This is a genomic window from Pseudomonas sp. SWI36 (assembly GCF_002948105.1).
GTDB classification, from domain to species: Bacteria; Pseudomonadota; Gammaproteobacteria; order Pseudomonadales; family Pseudomonadaceae; genus Aquipseudomonas; species Aquipseudomonas alloputida.
Genome location: NZ_CP026675.1, coordinates 5335390 through 5354992, shown reverse-complemented (window position 1 = coordinate 5354992; position 19603 = coordinate 5335390). Strand labels below are relative to the sequence as shown.

Below are 19603 nucleotides of genomic sequence, written 5' to 3'. Positions count from 1 at the left end.
GACCTACTCCAGGGGAATCGTCAGCTGATCGATCACCGCACGTGTGTCGGGCCGCACCCCGCGCCACCAGGCGAACGCCTCGGCGGCCTGCTCCACCAGCATGCCGACGCCATCGGCCAGGCGCGCCTGGCCCTGCTCGCGAGCCAGGCGCAGGAAAGGCGTGAGGCCTTTGCCATAGGCCAGCTCGTAGGCCAGGGCCGCCTCACCCAGCACATCAGCCGGCAGTGGCGGCAAGTCCGCGGTCAGGCTCGCCGAGGTGGCGTTGACCACGATGTCGAACGATTGCCCTTCCAGCGCTTCGTAGCGGCTGATGCGCAGACGCGGGTGATCGAGCTCGTTACGCAGCGCCAGCGCCTTGGCCATGTCCCGGTTGGCGATCACCAGCTCGCGAGGCCCCGCCTGCAGGAACGGCAGCAATGCCCCGCGCACCGCGCCGCCAGCGCCCAGCAGCAGCACACGGCGGTTGCGCAGCGGCTCGCCAAGGTTCTCCTCGATGTCCCGCAGCAAACCGATGCCATCGAAGTTCTCGGCGACGATGCGGCCATCCTCGAACTTCAGCGCATTGGCCGCCCGTGCCAATTGCGCCCGCTCACTGCGCCGGTCGGCCAGCTCGAAGGCACGCAGCTTGAACGGGGCGGTGATGTTCATGCCCTTCCCGCCTTCGCTACGAAACTGCAGTACCTGGGCTTCGAAGTCGTCCAGCGAGCCTTCGATAGCTCCGTATTCCAGCTGCTGGTTGCTGGCCTGGGCGAACAGGCCATGAATCAGCGGGGACTTGGTGTGGTTGATCGGTCGGCCGATCACTGCGTAGCGGTCGCTCATCGTGCATCTCCGTGGGTAAACAACACGCCATCCGCCTGCAAGGCAGTGATTTCTTCAGGGCTGAAGCCAAGCCCGGCGGCCACTTCGGCGTTATGCTGGCCAAGGTCCGGGGCTACTTGGTGAATCGTGGTATCGCAGTCGGAAAAGCGGAACGGCAGGTTGGCCAGGCGCAGCGTGCCGTAGCGTGGGTGCTGCTGCTCGATGACCATGTTGCGTGCCTGGATCTGCGGGTCGGCCAGCACTTCGTCGATGCGTTGGACCTTGGCACTGGGGATGTCGATGGCATCGAGCAACGCGAGGATCTCGGCCACCCGACGCGCGCCGACCCAGTCGCGGACCACCGCCAGGATCGCCTCGCGGTGGGCGTTGCGGCCGTTGAGGCTGTGGTAGCGGCGGTCGCTGCCGAACCCGGGCGGGCCGCCGTTGGCTTCGAGCATGACCGCGAAGCGCTGCCAGGCATCATCGACCTGGGCGGCGATCACCAGGTCGCCGTCGGTGGCGCGGAACACGCCGTACAGGGTCGAGGTGGGCATGTCGTGGCCGGTCTGCTGGGGCAACACAGTGCCACCGGACAGCGTGTAACACTGCACCGCGTATTCGTGCATCGACACCAGAGTGTCGTACAGCGCCATGTCGATGTGCTGGCCACGGCCACTGCTCACCCGACCGAGCAGCGCGGCATTGATCGCCGCCACCGCGTGGATGCCGGTGTACATGTCGCCCAGGGAAATACGCAGCAGCGGCGGTGCCTCGCCCGGCACGCCAACCATCTGCATGATCCCGCTCTTGGCCTCGGCGATCAGGCCGAAGCCGGCGCGGTGGGCGTCCGGCCCGGTATGGCCGTAGGCGGAAATCGAGCAGTACACCAGGCGCGGGTTGCGCGCCGACAGCTCGGCGTAGCCCAGGCCCAGCTTGTCCAGGGCGCCGGGGCGGTAGTTCTCGATGAACACGTCGGCCGAATCGGTCAGGCGCTGCATGAACGCCTTGCCGCGCGGGTCCTTCATGTTGACGCTGACGCCCTGCTTGCCCATGTTCAGCTGCAGGAAATAGCCGCTCTGCTGGTCGTCCAGGGTGAACGCATGCTGGCGGCCAGCGTCGCCGCTACCCGGCCGCTCGACCTTGATCACCTCTGCGCCGAGCGCCGCCAGGCAACGGCCGACATAGGGGCCGGCGAGGAAGTGGCTGTAGTCAATGACGCGGATACCCGCCAATGGCAATGCCTGGTTCATGCTGCTGCCCTCCGCGGCACCATCAACCGGTGCTCGCCACGTTGCACGACTTCACCGTGCTGGTTGATCAGCTCCGAAGGCAGCACCACGATGCCCCAGCCAGGTCGGCTGTTGCTCGGACGCATCGCCCCCACCCGCATACGTACGTGGAGCACGTCGTTGACCTTGATCGGCAGCACGAAGTCCCAGGTCCAGCCCAGCGACATACCCGGCACGAAGCGGTACTCGCACTGGGTCTTCAGGCCATCGGCGATCGACAGCCCGAACAGGCCGTGGGCGACCAGGCAGCCAAAGTGGCTGGCGTTGGCGTAGGCCTCATCGACATGCACCGGGGTGTGGTCGCCGGTGAGGTCGGCGTAGGCCAGGATGCGTTCGCGGGTCACGGTGTAGGTCGGGCTGATGCACTCATCGCCTTCGCGGGCATCGTCCCAGTACTTTTCAATCACGCTCATGCCTGCACCTCCGCGCGCGGGTCGATGGCCAGTGCCTGGGCTACGCATTTGGCCGGCAGCGCCTGGATGAACTCCACCGCCAGGCCATCAGGCAGGCGCAGCCAGTTGCGGCCCTGGGGCATCTCACTGACGCCAAAGCGTTGGGCGGCGGCCAGCGCCGCTTCCAGGTCTTCGCACATGATGCCCAGGTGCGCCAGGCGCCCTTCCGGGCCAGCGAAGTCCGGCTGGTGAATGAACTGCAGGCCGCCGAGTGTCCAGTACTGCGCCGGTTGCTCGACGTCACCCTGCACTTCACGCATGGTCATGCCGCACACCTCGCTGAAAAAGCGGATATGCCACTGAATGTCCTGCACCCAGAACGCCACGTGTTCGAGGTAGGCTTTTGGCTGGCTCATGGGGTTTCTCCCTTCTGGTGATCGGCCATGGCGCGCTCGATACCCTTGATGCAGGCCACCAGGGTCGCGTTGACCGGCGTGGCCACGCCATGGCGCTGGCCCCAGCGCACGACGGAGCCGTTGATGAAGTCGATTTCGGTGATCGAGTTTTTTTCCAGGCTCTGCAGCATCGAGGTGCGGAAGCTCGCCGGCAGGCCTTCGGCGGCCAGTGACCAGGCAGCCTCGGGGCTGGTCAGGCTCAAGCGGATGCCGGCGCGCTCGGCCACGGCGATGGCCTCGGCCACGGCGGCCTTGGCGGTGCTTTCCAGCAGCGGCTCGCTGTACAGCTGGCCGTAGCTGAGCCTGGTGATGCCGCTCAACGCACCGGTGGCGACGTTGACCAGCAGCTTGTCCCACATGGTGCCGAGGATGTTGTCGCTGACCGTGGTGGCCAGCCCGGCATTGTTGAACGCTTCGGCGATGGCCTGCACGCGGGGCGTCAGCTGGCCGTCGAGCTCGCCGATGAAAGTCTGTTTGCCGGCCACACCGGCGCGGATCGAGCCCGGTGCGAGGAGCACGCCGCCGACATAGGTCTTGCCAGCCAGCACCCGCTCGCGACCCACCACTTCGGCCAGGATGTCCTCGTGGCCGAGCCCGTTCTGCAGCGACAGCACCAGCGTCTGTGGGCCTATCAGCGCGAGGGCACCGGCGATGGCCTCGGCAGTGTGAAACGACTTCACCAGCACCACCACCAAATCGGTCACGCCAACGTCTTCGGCTTCGATGGCCGCGTTGACCGGTATATAGCGCTCGCCCCGTTCGTCCTGCACCCGCAGCCCATGCTGGTTCATCGCCTCGACATGCGCGCGGCCACGGTTCAGCAGCCAGGTTTCATGCCCTGCCTCGCTCAGGGCCGCGCCGATGGCGCAACCCAGTGCACCGGCGCCCAGAATGCAGATTTTCACGTCGCAGACCTCCTGTGATTTGCGATCACCTTATGCAGCGGGGTTTATTTGCGCTATACAATGGCCTCAATACAGCTATTGAGAATTTCAATAATGACTGCCCTGGAGGCCCTGCCCGAACCCAAGCTGCTGCAGCTGTTCGACGTGCTGTACCAATGCCGCAACGTGACCCGTGCCGCCGAACAGCTGGGGCAGAGCCAGCCGACCATCAGCATCTGGCTGGCGCGCCTGCGCGAGCAGTTGAACGACCCGCTGTTCGTGCGCACGCCGGGCGGCATGGCCCCTACCCCGCGCGCCGATCAGCTGATAGGGCCGTGCCGCGAGGTGCTGGAATCGCTGCGCCGGCTGACCGCCTGGGAGCCGCAGTTCATCGCCGCCACAGCGCAGCGGCGTTTTCGCCTGTGTGTCAGCGATGCCAGCCACATCACCTTGCTGCCCAGCATCCTCAACCATCTGCGCAGCCATGCGCCGGGCATCCGCCTGGAGGCGGCGCGGATCGACGGCAATACCGAGAGCGCGCTGGAATCGGGCGAAGCGGACCTGGCCATCGGCTTCGTGCCCTGGCTGGGCGGGGGGATGTATCAGCAGGTGCTGTTCGAGCAGGACTGGGTGTGCCTGAGCAACCCGCAGCATCCGCGCCTGGGCGATGGCATGAGCCTGGAGCGGTATCGGGCCGAGGGGCATGTGCAGATCAGTTTCGGCACCGGGCAGAAGCTGCTGGAAGCAGGATTGGCGCGGGCCGGGATCGAACGGCGGATCATGCTCGAGCTGCCAGCGTTTCTCGGGTTGGGGAAGATAATCGGGACTACCGACCTACTGGGCACCTTGCCGCGGCATATCGGGCAGACACTGGCCGATATGCATGGGCTACAGGTGCATGACTGCCCGTTCGAAGTGGAGGGATTCACGGTCAAACAGCATTGGCATGCCCGCTATCATCAGGACAATGGAAATCGATGGTTGAGGGAGGTCGTTCGCGGATTGTTTCAGTGAGCCAGCCAAGCATGACCCCGTTTCGACTTGGATAGCTGATGTGATTCAGGCCATCCGCCATGGCCGCAAGCCCATCTTCGGGAGGGACAGAGATCAGTCACGGATCCCGGATAAATCCGCTTCTGCAACCGCGCGCGCAACTGCCGATCGGGCAGAGCAGTTGTCTTGCGACTAGCTTTACCTCGGACACTGAAATCTCCGTTCAAAGCTCAACCAGGTAAAGGTTCGTTATGACTAGAATAATCGAGCTGACGATCACCGACGGTTCCCTCAATCCGTTTGCCTCGCCGGAAAACCCCAAGTTAAGCCCCGAACTGGCGGACTATCTGTCAGATAGCGCCTGGTACCACCCCGAACTGTGCCTGCACATCCGTTGCCCGGAAGACGAGCGAGAACGCCTGCAGCAAGCGATCAAAAATACCTTTGCGCAAAAGAGGGAACAACTCGGAGGGGATATTCGCACCCAACAGCTGGTGGCGCTGACACTCTTGGGCTTGGCGCTAGCCTTGGTGCTGGCAGGCACAGCGCTGGGCATTGAAGGCACCATCTCGGTGGGCGTTGTTACTGTCACCGCGTGGATGCTGCTTTGGCGTAGCGCAGAGATATTTTTTCTGGATATCCGCAGCATTAAACGGCAGCAGCGTAAGTACCAACGCATTGCCAGCGCATCAAAGCAGTTTGTGCCTTAGTTCTGGCGGGCTGGAAATCCGACTTTTCAACTCCTATGTCTTCGCAACCACCGGCGATTCAGTCAATGACCTTGCACGACCTGATCCGGCTGCGTGCCCATACTCGCGAGAAAAACATCGGTATCCCGATTGGTCCGCAGGCAGACCACGCGACAGCCCGACGGGGCCGTCGCCACGAATCGCTTCATCGCCTCCCGAGACGAGGTTTTCGTCCGCCACATGAACCTGAAAAACTCCGGCAGGTTGGCCAGCAGTTCCGGGCAGTTTTCCGGCAAGTCAGGCCGGGATCGACCGCGGTTCAACATTGTTCTGCGGAGCACGCGCCAGAATCGGAGCGGCGCCGAGCGATCAATCCATATCAACATGTCAGCGCGGGCCAGCCGGTTGTTCCATGTGGTCGAATGCCCGCCTTCGAAGATCCAGCGCTCACGGGCCTCGATCTCATGACAAAGACGCGTCTTCTCGTCGCGGCTCCGCTCGACCCACCCTGGCTGCCAATGAATCGTGTCGATATGCACGACCGGCAAGCCTGTGCGCTCGCCAAGCTTGCGCGCCAGGGTACTTTTCCCAGACCCTGGCTGACCAATGATCATCACCCGTTGCATTGAAGCTCCCTCTCGCCATGCCTACTGAATTTCGGGCGCGCGATTTTACGGCAATGGGCGACGCGGTCAAGGCACGGGCAACAGCGTCGCGGCATTGGGTGATGAACTCGCCGAGGACATCTTCATGAACCAGGGCGTAGTCTGGTGCAACGCAGGTCTGGCCAGCGTCATCTTGCGTCTTCCAGGCCGTTGTAATGCGCAGACGTTTCAACCCATCTTCGATACTGGCGAGCGCGACAGGCCATGAAGAGCTGTTGCTGGATCAGCGCGCGCAACGGCGAAACGCTCGGATCGGGCTTTTTAGCCCGGCTGAGTTTGCGCAGTTGAAACTTCACTACTGCCATGTTCGCCAAGGATGCGATGGCCTTGTTTTTCCAGGTGATCGGCGGCAATTGAGGGGCGTTGTCCTTGCCCTGCAACCAGTCACGAGGCAAGTGCGGATCGATGGCTAACGCCGTTCCGATACCCACCATGTCCACACCGCTCTGCACGACGCTTTCGGCCACCGGGCGCCGACGTATACCGCCAGTGACCATCACCGGCATTTTGGCAACGGTTTGGAGATCACGGGCGAACTCGACGAAATACGCTTCGCGAGCCAGGGTGCGACCATCGCGCGCGTCACCCTGCATGGCGGGTACTTCGTAGCTGCCTCCCGATAACTCCACCATGTCTACGCCCAGGTCGTTGAGCCACTCAACGACCTTTTTCGCGTCTTCGGTGGTGAACCCTCCGCGCTGGAAATCGGCGGAGTTGAGTTTGACCGCCACTGCAAAATCCACAGAAACCACGGCCCTGACCGCCTTGACGATTTCGAGCAACAGGCGCGCCCGGTTTTCCAGAGAGCCACCCCACTCGTCCGTCCTTTGGTTGGTCAGCGGCGAAAGGAACTGGCTCAACAAATAGCCGTGGGCAGCGTGGATCTCCACACCTGTGAATCCGGCTTGTTCGCCCAGGCGTGCGGTGTTCGCAAAGCGCTGAATAACCTCTTCGATCACGCCGAGTGGCATCGCGTGAGGCGTGGCAAAACGCTTGGACAATTTGCCCAGTTCCAGCGGCACGGCTGACGGTGCCCAGGTTTTTTGCCCAAGATTGGACTGCATCTGCCGCCCTGGGTGGTTAATCTGCAACCAGAACTGCGCACCACCGGATCGACCAATACGCGCCCAGCGCTTGAACTTGTCCAGTTGCTGATCGTCCTGTAATACCACGCCACCCGGCCCGGTCATGGCGCGGCCGTCGACCATCACATTGCCAGTGATAATCAGGCCGGCACCACCGTCGGCCCACGCTTGATAGAGACGCATGAGTGCTTCGGAAGGCGCCTGGTCGGCATCCGCCATGTTCTCTTCCATGGCGGCTTTGGCGATACGGTTCTTGACGGTCGAACCGTTGGGAAGCATCAGGGTGTCGAACACATTCATGGAGCAGTCCTCAACTGGATATGAGGCCACCTTAAGTTTGAAGTCAACTTTAAGGTCAATACCTTTTTCAAGGTCAGTCGATTTCCAATACGCCGGCACCTGGCAAGTGCGTCACCCGATGGGCGTCCAACAACCGAGTGGGGAGTGTTCAATCGAAGTCTTGGCCGTACCGGGTGAAAAGCTCGAGCGCGAATCAAACCCAGCGCCAAATGCATCGGACATTATTTGCAGCAAGGGGATTGACCTTAAAGCGAGGTTTAAGGTGAGCATGCACTGGCCTGCTTGAGTGATGGAGCTCGGATGATGCTCAAGACCTTTGTTTCTTATGCGTTGGTACTGATAGGTAGCGCTTTCATGACATTTGCAAATGCTGGCACCGCCGCTTCCACAACGACTGCCAAGAATCGCCAGATTCTGGTGATCATGACCAATCACGCCAGATATCCCTCACGCACCGATTCCACGGGGTTGTGGCTTACTGAGCTGACGCATTTCACCGATGTGGTGGAGGCGGCTGGCTACAGCACAGTTTTTGCCAGTCCCAAAGGCGGTGCGGTGCCACTGGACGAGCGCAGTCTCGGTTGGCTGTACATGGACAAAGCCGCGCGTGAGCATTTGCAGTCCCCGGCCTTTCGCGCCCGCTTGCAGAACACGCTGCCGATCGCCGATATCGATCCGTCCCAGTTCGGCGTCATCTACTTCACCGGGGGCCATGGCGTGATGTGGGACTTCCCCAATAATCCCGACCTGCGACGTGTCGCCGAAACCATCTACAACCAGGGTGGCATCGTCTCGGCCGTCTGCCATGGCGTAGCGGGCCTGCTGGATCTGAAGGATGAAAAGGGCCAGTTGATCATCAAGGGCAAGAACATCACCGGCTTCTCTGATCGCGAAGAACTGTTCTCCGGCATGAAAAGCCAGGTGCCCTTCTTCCTTGAGGACAAGTTGGTGAGTCAGGGGGCTCGGTACCGCAAAGGCTGGCTGCCCTTCACGTCATTTGCCATCACGGATGGAAGGCTTGTCACCGGCCAAAACCCTCAATCACCCAAAGCCGTAGCTGAAGCGGTGATGGCGGTGCTCTCTGGCGACAACGTAGCTCGCTGAACCCTCAAGTTGTTCCCACCCGCGGAGAAAGACCGATTGAAACTTGCAAGCACCGCATTAACAGGATTGCTGTTCAGCTCAATTGCCAACCAAGGGTTGGCGGGGACGCCTGAAATGCTCACGTCGACTGAAACCAACACAATCGAAATCGCAGGCCACCCGGTGCCGGTCGTCAAAGGCGGCCTGTACGACCGTTATCGCTCGAACCCGCCCTTGTCGGTGATTGCAGCAGAGCTGCCGGGTGTTGATTTGAGCTGGTTCAAAGGACTGGAAAAGCACAAGGTCGACATCGGCTTCGAGTCATACTCCCCGAACTTTTATTACCAGAACAGTCGGGTAACGGCTGTCTACACGGCCGACTTGGACGCACTTCGGGCATTGATGCCGCCGGAAGTACTAGCAACCGCATCTCCCCTGCAAGTCTGGCCAGGCCGTGGCTTGGTTGCGTTTACTGCATACACCTATGAGCATTGTGATAACGACGCCTATAACGAAGTGGCGGTGTCGATCATTACCAACACGCCAGGCAAAGCCAATCTGGGTCCGTTCACACTGATTGGCCAGTCGATGTCCGGCGACTTCTGGGGCTATGTGCTCAAGCTGCCGGTCAATACCGAGCTTGCACGGGTGCGTGGTGTCGTCGGTTACAACCTGCCTAAATGGCTGACTGGTATCGACCGCAAAGAAGATGCCCAGTCTGTGGTCTATGACATCACCGACAGCCAGACCGGAAAAGTCGATGTGTCCTTCAAAGCGAAGAAACTCGACAAGCTCTCACGCGAAGTCGATATCGTCACCAGCAGCTTCACCAATCTCGATCATCAGGGCCACTTGGCATACGGTTATGCGGTTTCCCGCCAACTCCGTCACGGCTCGAGCCGCGACGCAGATTCAGCCACCCTCACACTAGGCGACGGCAGTCTGTCGAATTACCTCCGCACCCTGAAGCTTGGGAAAATGATGAAGTACGAATACGTGCCAGAGTTCCAGAGTGCGCTCTATGCACCCAAACCGCTCGCCGGCCTGATTGGCGAGCGTTGAGACCTTTTGCGCCTGTCAGGCCCCGGAAGCCTGGCGGGTGTTTTTTCTTGTGGAAGACGTTACCGCACGCTTGCCGGACGCTTGGCCAACCCCTTCTTCACGCAAACGATTTATCAGCATTTGCGCATTGTCCGCGCACGCCATGCCTTCGGGCTTACCCTCGATGCCTTCGATGACGAGCAGAAGTTGCGCTTTGTTTTGTGCTAGCCGTTCCTCCAGCGCACTGATTTCCTCAACCTTTTGCTTGAGCCCAGTGAGCAACTCGTCGTGCCGCCAGCCACTGGCGTTCATCGGCATCAGTTGCCGGATCTCCTCAAGAGAAAAACCCGCCGCCTGTGCGCTGGTTATCAGTTGCAGAACCCATTCGGTATCAGCCGCATAGTCCCGGTATCCATTGGCCTTGCGCTCGACGGAGCTGATCAGGCCACTGGCCTCATAGAATCGAATGCGTGACGGAGCCAGTCCACTGATTTTTGCCAGTTCACCTATTCTCATACCTCACCCTGAAAAACCTATTGACCTTAAAGTTGACTTTAAACCTGAAGTCATCGGGCGGCCAAGCACAACGTGTGACTTGGTCGCCACGGAAATTCATGGGGTAAGCGGAGGCCGCTCAGCGCGGACGATTGGGGTCTGGGATGGACACTGCATGGGTAACCGCCCGCCTGGGTCGGGTCTGACAGGACGACAGACCTCAATAATCGGTATATCCCTTTTCTCCGGGTGTATAAAAGGTCGAACTGTCAGGTTCTACCAAGTGCTGTCCCGACGCTAGCTTGGCGACCAGGTCCGGGTTCGAAATGAACGGACGACCGAAAGCCACCAGGTCGCCACGCTGCGCGTCGAGGTCCGCATTGGCGCGGGCGACATCATAGCCACCGGAGAGTATGTACTGGCCGGTGAAAGCGGCGCGGATCGCGGATTTCAATTCGGGGCTGACTTCGGGCGCCCCCATGGCGCTGTGATCGACGATGTGGATATAGAGCAGGCCAAGCGCATTCAATGCCTCAATCAGGCCCAGGTACATTGCGTCCATATCGGCATCCGGTAGTTGGCCGTTGAAAACCCCATACGGCGAGATACGCATGCCAACCCGTTCCGCGCCAATGGCGTCGACCGTTGCCTTGGCAACTTCGACCGCGAAGCGGATGCGGTTTTCTACCGGGCCTCCCCAGCGATCATTGCGCTGGTTGGATGCGGTATTGAGGAATTGGTCAATCAGATAGCCATTGGCTGCATGCAATTCGACGCCATCGAAACCCGCTTGTATCGCCAGTTTGGCCGAAGCTGCGTATTCGCTGATGCTCTGGGCGATGTCCGCCTCGCTCATGGCGTGTGGGACAGGATGCGGCTGCATGCCCTCGCTGTCGGTCCACATCTCGCCGGGAGCGGCAATCGCCGAAGGTGCCAGGACGCGGGCGCCTGCCGGCAGGTTCGCGGGGTGGCTGACCCGCCCGGTGTGCATCAACTGCACAAAAATCCTGCCGCCGGCTTGGTGAACGCCATCGGTCACGCGTCGCCAGTTTTGCACGTGCTCTTCGTTGAACAGGCCAGGGATACGTGGGTAACCCAGGCCATTGGGTGATGGAGAGGTGCCTTCGGTGATGATCAGTCCGGCATCCGCCCGAAGGCGGTAGTACTCTGCCATCAGTTCATTGGGCTGGTTGCCGATCGCGCGGCTGCGGGTCAGCGGCGCCATAACAATGCGGTTCTTCAGTGTGAGGTTGCCGAGCTGCGCAGGGGTGAACAAGCGGTCGTTCATGGAAGTCTCCTGGGTGGCGGATTCGATCATTCGTACACAATCACGCGTTCAGTGGGCGCTGATATCGTTCAGCCGCGTGGGTTTGTCGAATGTCAGACATCAGCCCTTGACGCGCACCTTCCAGCGCATCCCAGCGCTCGGCAACATGAAGTGGCGGGATGGTTACCAACTCGCGACGGTCGAAACCGACAAGTGCAGCATCGACCAGCTCACCGACCTCCATCACCTCCGGGAGTGTGTTGACGTCAATGCCGGCACGCGCCCAGATCTCGGTGCGGGTCGCTGCCGGCAGCACCGCTTGCACGTAGACGCCCTTGGGTGACAGCTCCTGACTCAGCCCCTGTGACAGAAACAGCACGAAGGCTTTGGTAGCGCCGTAGATGGACATGCCGAACTCGGGCGCAAAACCCACCACTGACCCCACGTTGACGATCGCACCAGTGCCCGACTGCGCGAGGCGCGGCGCGATTGCAGCAGCGAGCCGCGTCAGCGCGGTGGTGTTGAGCGTGACAAGGCGCTCAATAGCTTCAGCGGACTGGTCGAGGAAACCACCCGATTGGGCCATACCCGCGTTGTTGATCAACACGCCGATATTGGCGTCGTCGCGCAGTCTACTTTCAAGCACGGACAGGTCTGCCGAGCTGGTCAGGTCGGCTGGCAGCACCTCAACGGCCACATGGCTTTCCTCGCGCAAGCGTAATGCAAGCGCCTCCATGCGCGATGTGTCGCGCGCCACAAGGATGAGATCGTGGCCACGACGGGCGAAACGCTCGGCGTAGGTGGCGCCAATGCCGCTGGAGGCGCCAGTAATGAGTACGGTCGGACGGGTGGTCATGGAAGTTACCTTTATGTCGATGGTTGTGTGAGAAATACGGCGGCAGTCACATCTTGATTACGACCTTGCCCTTGGAGCGCCCTTGAGCAAGGTACTCAAGCGCACCCTTTGCGTCCTCGAACGGAAATACCCGGTCGATCACCGGCTGAATTTGCTGGGCATCCAAAAGCTTGCCGATTTCGGCGAGTTGGGCACCGTCGGGCTGCACGAAAAGAAACGAGTATTGGACATTCCGCCTCTTTGCCAGGCGCATGATCTTGCGGCTCATCAGGCCGAACACGAAGGTCAGGAGGAGGTTCAGGCGTTTGGCCCGGGCGAACGCAGCATCCAGTGGGCCAATGAGCGAGACAATCTGGCTTCCGGGTCTGAGGATGGACAAGGATTTTTCAATCGCATCCCCCCTTACGGTTCCGAGCACCGCGTCGTAGTCGCGCAGCACGGTCTCGAAATCCTGCGTCTTGTAGTCCACAACCTCGTCCGCCCCCAGAGCGCGCACCAGGTCAACGTTGCCTGTACTGGTGGTGGTGCCCACCTTTGCACCGAGGTGTTTGGCCAACTGGATTGCGAACGTACCGATACCGCCCGACCCGGCAGGAATGAACACCTTCTGCCCGGCCTGAAGCTTGAGGCGCTCTTTCAGCGCTTGCCATGAGGTGAGGCCGACCATCGGGATCGACGCCGCCTGCTCGAAGCTCAGATTGGCCGGTTTCAGCGCGGCGGCGCTTTCCGGCACAACCGCGAATTGCGCAATCGCCCCTGTGCCAAGATCGAAGAGGCTGGCGAAGACAGCATCGCCTGGCTTGAAGCGGGTCACATTGCTACCTACCTCGGTCACGATGCCGGCCAGATCGCTGCCCAGGGTGGCTGGCAGCTGGAAATGCAATACAGGCTTGAACATCCCCGTTGGAATCATGTTGTCGATCGGGTTCAGGCCGGCAGCGTGGACTTGCACCAGTAATTCGTCAGCCTTTGGCGTGGGGCGGGGAACGTCGGCCAACCCGATGTCGGGTGACTTGCCGTAGCGCTTGAAGGTCAGTGCTTGCATGGTTCGGCTATTCATCATTGGTTTTTGCGGGTGGATGGCTCGTCATCGAGGTGTTACTATCGATTTGATACAGACAATACTACCCTTTCGCAGGCAGGTCACTATCAAAATAGTATGGACGTGAAAAATAGTTGCGATAACCCGTGCCCGATCGCCCGCAGCCTGGCAGTTGCCGGTGATGCCTGGAGCATATTGATCCTGCGTGATGCCCATGCCGGCCTTTCTCGCTTTGACCAATTCAGGAAAAGCCTGGGTATTGCACCGACAATGCTGACCCGCCGGCTGGCGACACTGACGGAGGAAGGATTACTGGAGAAGCGGCGCTACTCGGAGCACCCGCCTAGGGAGGAGTACCTGCTGACCGCTGCGGGTCGCGATTTTCTGCCTGTGCTGTTCATGATTGGTGCATGGGGCCGGCAATACCGAGGCGGTGGTAAGCTGACGCGCTTCTTCGATGCGCAAACAGGCACAGAAATCAAAGCTGTCGCCGTGGACGAGATTACGGGGGCAAAGATCGGCACGCGCCCCCTGCGCATTGTCACACCTGAGGAAAGTTGACACGACCTCTGCAGCCTTGGTCGGCGGTCGGTGAGGTGCTGCGCAGTGATCAGGGTGCTGCTGGATCAACCGTCAACATGTGCCGAGGACAGGGCTTCGAGCAGAACCCGCTCCAAGGTGTCAAAAAAGCATTTGATGTGAGCTTGCTTCAAGGCCTGAGGCCGGGTCACCAAATAGATCTCCATATCTGGAAGCTGGAGATGCGGGAACAGCTCGACCAAATCGGTAGCCGCGATACGGGGCAGCACAGCCACCCCCATCCCTCGCCTCACCGACTGGAGCTGCACGGCGAATGAGTTCACGCTGATCTGCGCGCGGTCCAGACCTGCGGCCTTTGCCGCTCGCATTTGCGGCAAGATATCCAGCGGGGGAAGCAAGGAAATACTGACCGCCGTGGAAAGCGTCACGCCTGGAAATTGCTTCAGATAACCCGGGGCAGCAAAGATGCCGTAGGCGAGCCGGCCAATCGGTCGATAAATCAGTGACGGTTCCCCCAGATGGGCGGTGCGCACAGCAACATCTGCCACGCCGCGGGCGATCTTGTGAAAGTCGGCTGCCACCGTTAGCTCCACGGAGCAACGCGGGTGCAGGGATGTAAAGCGCCTTATCGCCTCCAGAACGTAATCCGAGAACCCCTCCCCTGCACTGACCAACACACTACCGGACAGCTCGGTAGGCTGCTGCGATGTGCCAGAAAGGGTTTGCCGCCTCAGGCCTGATTCTGCAGCGATAGCAACTTCCACCAGGGATTGCCCCCGGGACGTCAGCCGGCACCCTTCAACGCCGCGCTCGACAAGTGGCTCGCCCACTGCAACCTCAAGTTGGGTCAGGCGGCGTGACAAGGTAGAAGCTGCGATACCGAGCAATTGTCCCGCCTGAAGAAAGCTGCCACGTCGCGAGACGGCCAGCAGAAGGCGAAGATCATCCCAATTTGCGTGCAACGTCATACTGTCAGTCATTCCTGGCTTTGCGAATATGCAAAGCCATTATGCAGTGATTGCTGTTTTTCGAAAGCACCCTCAAAGGTATATCTATTGCCCTTCGATACGAATGGACCGGACTTTATGACTCTCTCCCCCAACGCCTATTCGCAGCACGCCTTTGGCGCTTTCAATCGACCAGATCCAGAGGCGTTGCTTGCAGTGGTTGGCGACGATTGCATCCACCTCGATACCATGGGTCTTGTCGTCATGGACAAGGCCTTTTTCGACAGCGCCGTGTTGCTGCCGTTAACCGAACAGCGAGGGTCTTGAGCCATGCGCAGCGTATTTGTGACCGGAGCAACCGGCTTGCTGGGCAACAACCTGGTGCGTGAATTGGTCGCTTGCGGCTACACGGTCAAAGGCCTGGTCCGCTCAAAAGCCAAAGGTGAACAGCAGTTCAACAATCTGCCGGGGGTGGAACTGGTCGTTGGGGACATGGCCAAGGTCGACGCATTCGCAGCGTCGCTGCAAGGCTGCGATACGGTATTTCACACAGCCGCGTTCTTCCGCGATAGCTACAAGGGCGGCAGCCACTGGAACGAACTCGAACAGATAAACGTGTCGGGTACGCGGCGCCTGCTTGAGCAGGCCTACGGGGCCGGCATACGTCGGTTCATCCATACGTCTTCCATTGCTGTGCTCAACGGCGCACCTGGCACGTCCATCGAGGAGAACTGCCTGAGGGCTGACGCCGACGCCGATGACTACTACCGCAGCAAGATCCTCGCTGACCGTGTCGTGTTGTCGTTCCTTGAGAGCCACCCCCAGATGCATGCCTGTATGGTCCTGCCTGGCTGGATGTGGGGGCCTGGCGACATTGGCCCAACCTCGTCGGGGCAATTGGTCAACGATGTGGTACAGGGCAATTTGCCCGGGTTGATCCCTGGCAGTTTTTCCATTGTCGATGCCCGCGATGTGGCATTGGCACAAATTGCCGCAGCCAGACATGGGCGCCGAGGTGAGCGCTATCTCGCGGCGGGTCGACATATGACAATGCGCGAACTGATGCCTGTTTTAGGACGCATGGCGGGCGTCAAGACACCAGCCCGACAAATACCGCTGCCCTTTCTATACACCTTGGCGGCTGTGCAGGAGATCTACGCGCGCCTGACCGGCAGACCCATTCTGCTGAGCATGGCCACGTTGCGTCTACTGGTTCGAGAGCAGGACCGCACCCGTTTCGACCACCGCAAGAGTGAACAGGAGCTTGGGCTGAGTTTCCGGGCACTAGAGCTGACAATCGCCGATACCGTGGCGTGGTACCGTGATCACGGCTGGTTTGAAAAAGGCAGCCTACTGTGAGCGGGGAAATAATCCTGATGCGCCACGGTCAGCCAAAACTGGTCGCAGCCGAGAAAATGTCAGCGCTCCAAATGAAAGACTGGATCGAACAATACAATCAGTCCGAAATTACCCACCAGCCAATTCCGGAAGCCAGCAGGCAGCTCGCCGCAACCGCCACGGTAATTGTCTCAAGTAGTGCGCCACGTGCGCTGACCTCCCTGCAGGCGCTCGGTCTCAAGCCAACTCTGGTCGACGCGCTCTTCTGTGAAGCGCAACTGCCTTATGCTCACTGGAGGCTGCCACGGTTATCGCCGTTTACCTGGGCATTTATCCTTCGCGTCTTATGGCTGTGCGGCTACTCACGCCGCGTCGAATCTGCAAGCACTGCGAGGATCCGCGCCAACGTGGCAGCGCAACGGCTGCAATCGCTTGCCAGCGAAGGTCCCGTTCTATTGCTCGGTCACGGTTTCATGAACCGGATGATCTCCAAACAACTGATGGCAGACGGATGGAAACGCCAAACGCGTAGCGGCAGCCAGTATTGGAGTGCGACGGTCTATCGATATGCGGGTGTTGAAGCGTGAATCGCCCGGATTCCGAAGACACATCTCGGCGACAGTGATTGCCCTGTAAGTCGGTGGCAAATGCACACGCCTTGATGGACAATCCGGCGCCTCATGTAGTTATCGCCAAGGAACGGACATGGCACTGACCAGCAAGATTACCCCCTACGATCCCACATGGCCCGCCCGTTTCCTGACAGACAAGCCACTCATTGCCTCGGCATTCGACGCTGAACTGATTGCTATCCACCACGTTGGAAGCACGTCTGTCCCAGGGCTGGCGGCGAAGCCCGAACTGGATGTGCTCATTGAGGTTCACGCGCATCGCAATACCTCGACGCGGGACGAGGTGTTGATGGCTTTGGGGTATGTACGGGGAAGTGATCTGTCAGAGGGCCATCATTTCTACCGGCGCAATGTGGATGGGATTCGCACGCACAAGCTCCATGTTTGTACCCGCGACCACCTGACGATCACTCAGATGCTGGGGTTCAGAGATTTGCTTAGGCGCGATGCCTCGATCCGCCAACAGTATGAAACGCTGAAGCTTCAGTTGGAGTCGAGCAATACGGGTGGGATGGCTGAGTATCTAGAGAAAAAGGCTCCTTTCATTATCGCGGCGCTGCTTCATGCCGGTATAACCACGCGTGAATGATCGGTTTTTCTGGCACACCCTTTCGTCCCGACAGTAGCGACGAAGTCACCACTTCGATTGCGGCCAGCTTGGCCGGCCGCCGGCACCGCCTGGAACAAAGCCCTCACATCAAGGAAGGACTTTCATGATCACTTGCCATCAAGGCTTGAAGCGGGCGTTTCCGGCGGGTAATTACTGATACATAAAGCTCAGGAGACTATTCACTTATCAACTGGATAACCGTCTTGCCCCTGCCGCGACCTTCGGCGACCTGTCGGAATGCGTCGTTGACCTCATCCAATGCAAACTGTTGCGGGTCCACCCGGATCGCCAGTTGCCCGGCATTGGCCAGAACGGCAGCCTCGCGCAGGATGCTTCCATGGTGTTCGCGTCCCTTGCCGGTTAGCAGCGGTGCCAGGGTAAATACGCCCGAGTAGGTGGCACTTTTGAAGGATAAAGGCGCGAGACTGTGCTGGCCCCAACCGAGGCAGCTGAGTACGTGCCCGGTATAAGGCTTTACTGCCTTGAATGACGCGTCCAACGTGCTGCCGCCGACGGTGTCATAAACGATGTCGAAACCTTCCCCGGCCGTAAATTGTTCGACATAGGCCTCTACACCCTGCGCCTGATAGTCAATTGCCGTGGCCCCCAGCGAGCGAATGAAGTCTAGACTGCCCGCGGAACCGGTGGCGTAGACTTCGGCACCGCGAGCCTTGGCCAATTGCACCGCAACTTGGCCGACGCCACCTGCGCCGCCATGAATCAGCACACGCTGACCACTACGAACATTGGCGTGATCTACCAAACCTTCCCAGGCGGTGATGAATACCAACGGCAGCGCGGCAGCCTCACGCATGCCGAGTGCATGCGGCTTAGATGCAATCAGCCTGGCATCCACGGCGATGTATTCGGCCAGGGTGCCTTGGGCGCCGCCGATTCCGCCGGCCATGCCGAAGACCTCCTGGCCAGGCGTGAAGCCATCAACTGCCTCGCCCAGTTCGACGACCGTACCGGCGAGATCCAGGCCGAGCACGGCCGGCAACTCCTGGCGGGCGTGAGCACCCGCACCGATTGCAATCTTGGTGTCGAGCGGGTTGACCCCGGCGGCGTGAATCCGCACCAAAACCTGTCCCTTACCGGGCACAGGGCGGGCGATGTGGCGCACGACCAGCGGGGTCTGGGCGGATTCGGCGATAGCGGCAAGCATGGTCTGATTCATGACGGGAACCTCTGAATGAGTGGACGCTTACAGGTTGCACCGTCTTCCTCATTCCGATAAGAAACTAAATTTGGATATTACTTATTCCCCAAAGAGGCCCAATAGCGATGGACCTGTTCGACAGCATGCGCATCTTCGTGCGCGTCGTGGAGCGCGGCTCGTTTTCCGCAGTGGCTCGGGAGCTGAACATGGGGCAGCCGGCAGTCAGCAAGCAGGTACGTGCGTTGGAGCAGTACCTGGGCGGAGCCGTGTTCGCCCGCAGCACCCGGCACCTCGCCCTCACCGATCAAGGGCAACGCTTCTACAGCCACTGCCAAGAGATTCTCAGCCAGCTAGAGCATGCCACGCGCAGCTTCGCCAGCGGCCAGGAGCAGATCGCCGGCCCCCTGCGAATAGCCGCACCGGTCAGCTATGGGAGGCTGTGCATAGCGCCCCTGATCGGGGCTTTTCTACAGCGCCACCCCGATGTGCAGATTGACCTGCGCCTGAACGATTACAACGAAGACCTGCTCATGGAAAACATCGACCTGGCCATCCGCATTGGTGTGGTGAAGAGCGAGGGGCTGGTGGCCGTGCCCCTGGGCACCAGCACACGGCGAGTCTATGCTGCACCGGCCTATCTCGATCGCCATGGCCAGCCACGCGAGCCCGCCGAACTGGCAGGCCACAACTGCATCGCCTTCACCTTGCTTGAGCATTACGACCGCTGGCACTTCACCCATCGTGGCGAAGCACTTGAGGTTGCAATCAAAGGCAACGTCACCAGCAACAACAGCGAGGCCATTCGTGAGATGGTCCTCGGAGGCCTGGGCATCTCCCTGTCTCCGCAGTGGCTGTTTGCTGCGGACTTCGAGCAGGGTGGCGTGTGTAGCCTGCTCGACGAATACCAGACGACCGCGCTGCCGGTCAGCGCCGTGTTCAGCCGTGAGCGGCGCCGCTCGGCAAGGACGATGGCGTTCATCGATTTTCTTCGGGAGAACGTGTAGGCCACCCCGATGAGGCGCAGGACCTTGCTCATTCCC

General features: G+C 60.3%; 23 protein-coding genes. 10 read left to right on the top strand and 13 right to left on the bottom strand.

Annotated features, from left to right (window positions below; genetic code table 11):
- Positions 1 to 3: 3 nt before the first annotated feature.
- The 5 genes from aroE to C4Q27_RS25540 are packed head-to-tail and all read right to left on the bottom strand — an operon-like array spanning position 4 to position 3842.
- Positions 4 to 822, bottom strand: a complete 819-nt coding sequence (aroE, locus tag C4Q27_RS25560) for a shikimate dehydrogenase (protein ID WP_064490599.1) — start codon at positions 820 to 822, stop codon at positions 4 to 6.
- Positions 819 to 2051, bottom strand: a complete 1233-nt coding sequence (locus C4Q27_RS25555; RefSeq protein WP_064490600.1) for a CaiB/BaiF CoA-transferase family protein — start codon at positions 2049 to 2051, stop codon at positions 819 to 821. Before C4Q27_RS25555 ends, aroE begins: the two co-directional genes overlap by 4 nt.
- A complete protein-coding gene (locus C4Q27_RS25550; protein ID WP_060537967.1) occupies positions 2048 to 2503 on the bottom strand; it encodes a MaoC family dehydratase in 456 nt (151 codons plus the stop codon). Before C4Q27_RS25550 ends, C4Q27_RS25555 begins: the two co-directional genes overlap by 4 nt.
- Complete coding sequence (locus tag C4Q27_RS25545; protein ID WP_010953899.1) at positions 2500 to 2898, bottom strand: VOC family protein; 399 nt, start codon at positions 2896 to 2898, stop codon at positions 2500 to 2502. Before C4Q27_RS25545 ends, C4Q27_RS25550 begins: the two co-directional genes overlap by 4 nt.
- Complete coding sequence (locus tag C4Q27_RS25540) at positions 2895 to 3842, bottom strand: ketopantoate reductase family protein (protein ID WP_020190223.1); 948 nt, start codon at positions 3840 to 3842, stop codon at positions 2895 to 2897. Before C4Q27_RS25540 ends, C4Q27_RS25545 begins: the two co-directional genes overlap by 4 nt.
- 93 nt (positions 3843 to 3935) lie before the next feature.
- Here C4Q27_RS25540 and C4Q27_RS25535 point away from each other — a divergent pair, with 93 nt between their 5' ends.
- Positions 3936 to 4835: a LysR family transcriptional regulator gene (locus tag C4Q27_RS25535; RefSeq protein WP_064490601.1), complete on the top strand. Its 900-nt coding sequence runs from the start codon at positions 3936 to 3938 to the stop codon at positions 4833 to 4835.
- Positions 4836 to 5065: 230 nt separating this feature from the next.
- Positions 5066 to 5524 carry a hypothetical protein gene (locus C4Q27_RS25530; RefSeq protein ID WP_104887558.1) on the top strand — a complete coding sequence of 153 codons (459 nt, stop codon included), beginning with the start codon at positions 5066 to 5068 and terminating at the stop codon, positions 5522 to 5524.
- Between the two features lie 62 nt (positions 5525 to 5586).
- On the opposite strand, the gene C4Q27_RS25525 is transcribed toward C4Q27_RS25530, so the two are convergent.
- Positions 5587 to 6129 (bottom strand): AAA family ATPase, encoded by a 543-nt coding sequence (locus tag C4Q27_RS25525; RefSeq protein ID WP_020190221.1) that lies wholly within the window; start codon positions 6127 to 6129, stop codon positions 5587 to 5589.
- Positions 6130 to 6296: 167 nt separating this feature from the next.
- A complete protein-coding gene (locus C4Q27_RS25520) occupies positions 6297 to 7553 on the bottom strand; it encodes an NADH:flavin oxidoreductase/NADH oxidase family protein (protein ID WP_064490603.1) in 1257 nt (418 codons plus the stop codon).
- 300 nt (positions 7554 to 7853) lie between these two features.
- On the opposite strand from C4Q27_RS25520, the gene C4Q27_RS25515 reads away from it, so the two are divergent.
- A complete protein-coding gene (locus tag C4Q27_RS25515; protein ID WP_064490604.1) occupies positions 7854 to 8657 on the top strand; it encodes a type 1 glutamine amidotransferase domain-containing protein in 804 nt (267 codons plus the stop codon).
- A 114-nt stretch (positions 8658 to 8771) separates the two neighbouring features.
- Positions 8772 to 9698 (top strand): acetoacetate decarboxylase family protein, encoded by a 927-nt coding sequence (locus tag C4Q27_RS25510; protein ID WP_104887885.1) that lies wholly within the window; start codon positions 8772 to 8774, stop codon positions 9696 to 9698.
- 15 nt (positions 9699 to 9713) lie between these two features.
- Here the strand turns inward: C4Q27_RS25510 and C4Q27_RS25505 are convergent, their stop codons facing one another.
- From C4Q27_RS25505 to C4Q27_RS25490, 4 genes are all read right to left on the bottom strand, one after another.
- Complete coding sequence (locus C4Q27_RS25505) at positions 9714 to 10193, bottom strand: MerR family transcriptional regulator (protein WP_104887557.1); 480 nt, start codon at positions 10191 to 10193, stop codon at positions 9714 to 9716.
- Between the two features lie 199 nt (positions 10194 to 10392).
- Positions 10393 to 11460, bottom strand: a complete 1068-nt coding sequence (locus tag C4Q27_RS25500) for an alkene reductase (RefSeq protein WP_064490605.1) — start codon at positions 11458 to 11460, stop codon at positions 10393 to 10395.
- A 40-nt stretch (positions 11461 to 11500) separates the two neighbouring features.
- Positions 11501 to 12295, bottom strand: coding sequence for an SDR family oxidoreductase (locus C4Q27_RS25495; RefSeq protein ID WP_020190215.1), 795 nt, complete (start codon positions 12293 to 12295; stop codon positions 11501 to 11503).
- 46 nt (positions 12296 to 12341) lie between these two features.
- Positions 12342 to 13340 carry an NADP-dependent oxidoreductase gene (locus C4Q27_RS25490; RefSeq protein WP_104887556.1) on the bottom strand — a complete coding sequence of 333 codons (999 nt, stop codon included), beginning with the start codon at positions 13338 to 13340 and terminating at the stop codon, positions 12342 to 12344.
- 114 nt (positions 13341 to 13454) lie between these two features.
- Between C4Q27_RS25490 and C4Q27_RS25485 the strand changes: the two genes are divergently transcribed.
- Positions 13455 to 13898, top strand: coding sequence for a helix-turn-helix domain-containing protein (locus C4Q27_RS25485; RefSeq protein ID WP_020190213.1), 444 nt, complete (start codon positions 13455 to 13457; stop codon positions 13896 to 13898).
- Between the two features lie 65 nt (positions 13899 to 13963).
- Here the strand turns inward: C4Q27_RS25485 and C4Q27_RS25480 are convergent, their stop codons facing one another.
- Entirely contained in the window at positions 13964 to 14845 is an 882-nt protein-coding gene (locus C4Q27_RS25480; RefSeq protein WP_104887555.1) for a LysR family transcriptional regulator, read from the bottom strand.
- 117 nt (positions 14846 to 14962) lie between these two features.
- Between C4Q27_RS25480 and C4Q27_RS25475 the strand changes: the two genes are divergently transcribed.
- The 4 genes from C4Q27_RS25475 to C4Q27_RS25460 all read left to right on the top strand — a co-directional run bounded on the left by C4Q27_RS25475 (position 14963) and on the right by C4Q27_RS25460 (position 17383).
- Positions 14963 to 15151 carry a hypothetical protein gene (locus tag C4Q27_RS25475; protein WP_104887554.1) on the top strand — a complete coding sequence of 63 codons (189 nt, stop codon included), beginning with the start codon at positions 14963 to 14965 and terminating at the stop codon, positions 15149 to 15151.
- A 3-nt stretch (positions 15152 to 15154) separates the two neighbouring features.
- Complete coding sequence (locus C4Q27_RS25470) at positions 15155 to 16183, top strand: SDR family oxidoreductase (protein ID WP_064490609.1); 1029 nt, start codon at positions 15155 to 15157, stop codon at positions 16181 to 16183.
- Between the two features lie 17 nt (positions 16184 to 16200).
- Positions 16201 to 16749 (top strand): histidine phosphatase family protein, encoded by a 549-nt coding sequence (locus C4Q27_RS25465; RefSeq protein WP_104887884.1) that lies wholly within the window; start codon positions 16201 to 16203, stop codon positions 16747 to 16749.
- A gap of 118 nt (positions 16750 to 16867) precedes the next feature.
- Positions 16868 to 17383 carry a GrpB family protein gene (locus C4Q27_RS25460; protein ID WP_019438508.1) on the top strand — a complete coding sequence of 172 codons (516 nt, stop codon included), beginning with the start codon at positions 16868 to 16870 and terminating at the stop codon, positions 17381 to 17383.
- Positions 17384 to 17579: 196 nt separating this feature from the next.
- On the opposite strand, the gene C4Q27_RS25450 is transcribed toward C4Q27_RS25460, so the two are convergent.
- On the bottom strand, positions 17580 to 18581 hold the full coding sequence (locus C4Q27_RS25450) for a zinc-dependent alcohol dehydrogenase family protein (RefSeq protein WP_064490611.1): 1002 nt from the start codon (positions 18579 to 18581) through the stop codon (positions 17580 to 17582).
- Between the two features lie 107 nt (positions 18582 to 18688).
- Between C4Q27_RS25450 and C4Q27_RS25445 the strand changes: the two genes are divergently transcribed.
- Positions 18689 to 19567, top strand: coding sequence for a LysR family transcriptional regulator (locus tag C4Q27_RS25445; protein WP_014591125.1), 879 nt, complete (start codon positions 18689 to 18691; stop codon positions 19565 to 19567).
- Positions 19568 to 19603: the final 36 nt, after the last annotated feature.

Excerpts from the sequence above, each read along its gene's own strand:
- aroE (WP_064490599.1), bottom strand. The coding sequence starts at position 822 with ATGAGCGACCGCTACGCAGTGATCGGCCGACCGATCAACCACACCAAG.
- C4Q27_RS25555 (WP_064490600.1), bottom strand. The coding sequence starts at position 2,051 with ATGAACCAGGCATTGCCATTGGCGGGTATCCGCGTCATTGACTACAGC.
- C4Q27_RS25550 (WP_060537967.1), bottom strand. The coding sequence starts at position 2,503 with ATGAGCGTGATTGAAAAGTACTGGGACGATGCCCGCGAAGGCGATGAG.
- C4Q27_RS25545 (WP_010953899.1), bottom strand. The coding sequence starts at position 2,898 with ATGAGCCAGCCAAAAGCCTACCTCGAACACGTGGCGTTCTGGGTGCAG.
- C4Q27_RS25535 (WP_064490601.1), top strand. The coding sequence starts at position 3,936 with ATGACTGCCCTGGAGGCCCTGCCCGAACCCAAGCTGCTGCAGCTGTTC.
- C4Q27_RS25530 (WP_104887558.1), top strand. The coding sequence starts at position 5,066 with ATGACTAGAATAATCGAGCTGACGATCACCGACGGTTCCCTCAATCCG.
- C4Q27_RS25525 (WP_020190221.1), bottom strand. The coding sequence starts at position 6,129 with ATGCAACGGGTGATGATCATTGGTCAGCCAGGGTCTGGGAAAAGTACC.
- C4Q27_RS25520 (WP_064490603.1), bottom strand. The coding sequence starts at position 7,553 with ATGAATGTGTTCGACACCCTGATGCTTCCCAACGGTTCGACCGTCAAG.
- C4Q27_RS25515 (WP_064490604.1), top strand. The coding sequence starts at position 7,854 with ATGATGCTCAAGACCTTTGTTTCTTATGCGTTGGTACTGATAGGTAGC.
- C4Q27_RS25510 (WP_104887885.1), top strand. The coding sequence starts at position 8,772 with ATGCTCACGTCGACTGAAACCAACACAATCGAAATCGCAGGCCACCCG.
- C4Q27_RS25505 (WP_104887557.1), bottom strand. The coding sequence starts at position 10,193 with ATGAGAATAGGTGAACTGGCAAAAATCAGTGGACTGGCTCCGTCACGC.
- C4Q27_RS25500 (WP_064490605.1), bottom strand. The coding sequence starts at position 11,460 with ATGAACGACCGCTTGTTCACCCCTGCGCAGCTCGGCAACCTCACACTG.
- C4Q27_RS25495 (WP_020190215.1), bottom strand. The coding sequence starts at position 12,295 with ATGACCACCCGTCCGACCGTACTCATTACTGGCGCCTCCAGCGGCATT.
- C4Q27_RS25490 (WP_104887556.1), bottom strand. The coding sequence starts at position 13,340 with ATGCAAGCACTGACCTTCAAGCGCTACGGCAAGTCACCCGACATCGGG.
- C4Q27_RS25485 (WP_020190213.1), top strand. The coding sequence starts at position 13,455 with ATGGACGTGAAAAATAGTTGCGATAACCCGTGCCCGATCGCCCGCAGC.
- C4Q27_RS25480 (WP_104887555.1), bottom strand. The coding sequence starts at position 14,845 with ATGACGTTGCACGCAAATTGGGATGATCTTCGCCTTCTGCTGGCCGTC.
- C4Q27_RS25475 (WP_104887554.1), top strand. The coding sequence starts at position 14,963 with ATGACTCTCTCCCCCAACGCCTATTCGCAGCACGCCTTTGGCGCTTTC.
- C4Q27_RS25470 (WP_064490609.1), top strand. The coding sequence starts at position 15,155 with ATGCGCAGCGTATTTGTGACCGGAGCAACCGGCTTGCTGGGCAACAAC.
- C4Q27_RS25465 (WP_104887884.1), top strand. The coding sequence starts at position 16,201 with ATGCGCCACGGTCAGCCAAAACTGGTCGCAGCCGAGAAAATGTCAGCG.
- C4Q27_RS25460 (WP_019438508.1), top strand. The coding sequence starts at position 16,868 with ATGGCACTGACCAGCAAGATTACCCCCTACGATCCCACATGGCCCGCC.
- C4Q27_RS25450 (WP_064490611.1), bottom strand. The coding sequence starts at position 18,581 with ATGAATCAGACCATGCTTGCCGCTATCGCCGAATCCGCCCAGACCCCG.
- C4Q27_RS25445 (WP_014591125.1), top strand. The coding sequence starts at position 18,689 with ATGGACCTGTTCGACAGCATGCGCATCTTCGTGCGCGTCGTGGAGCGC.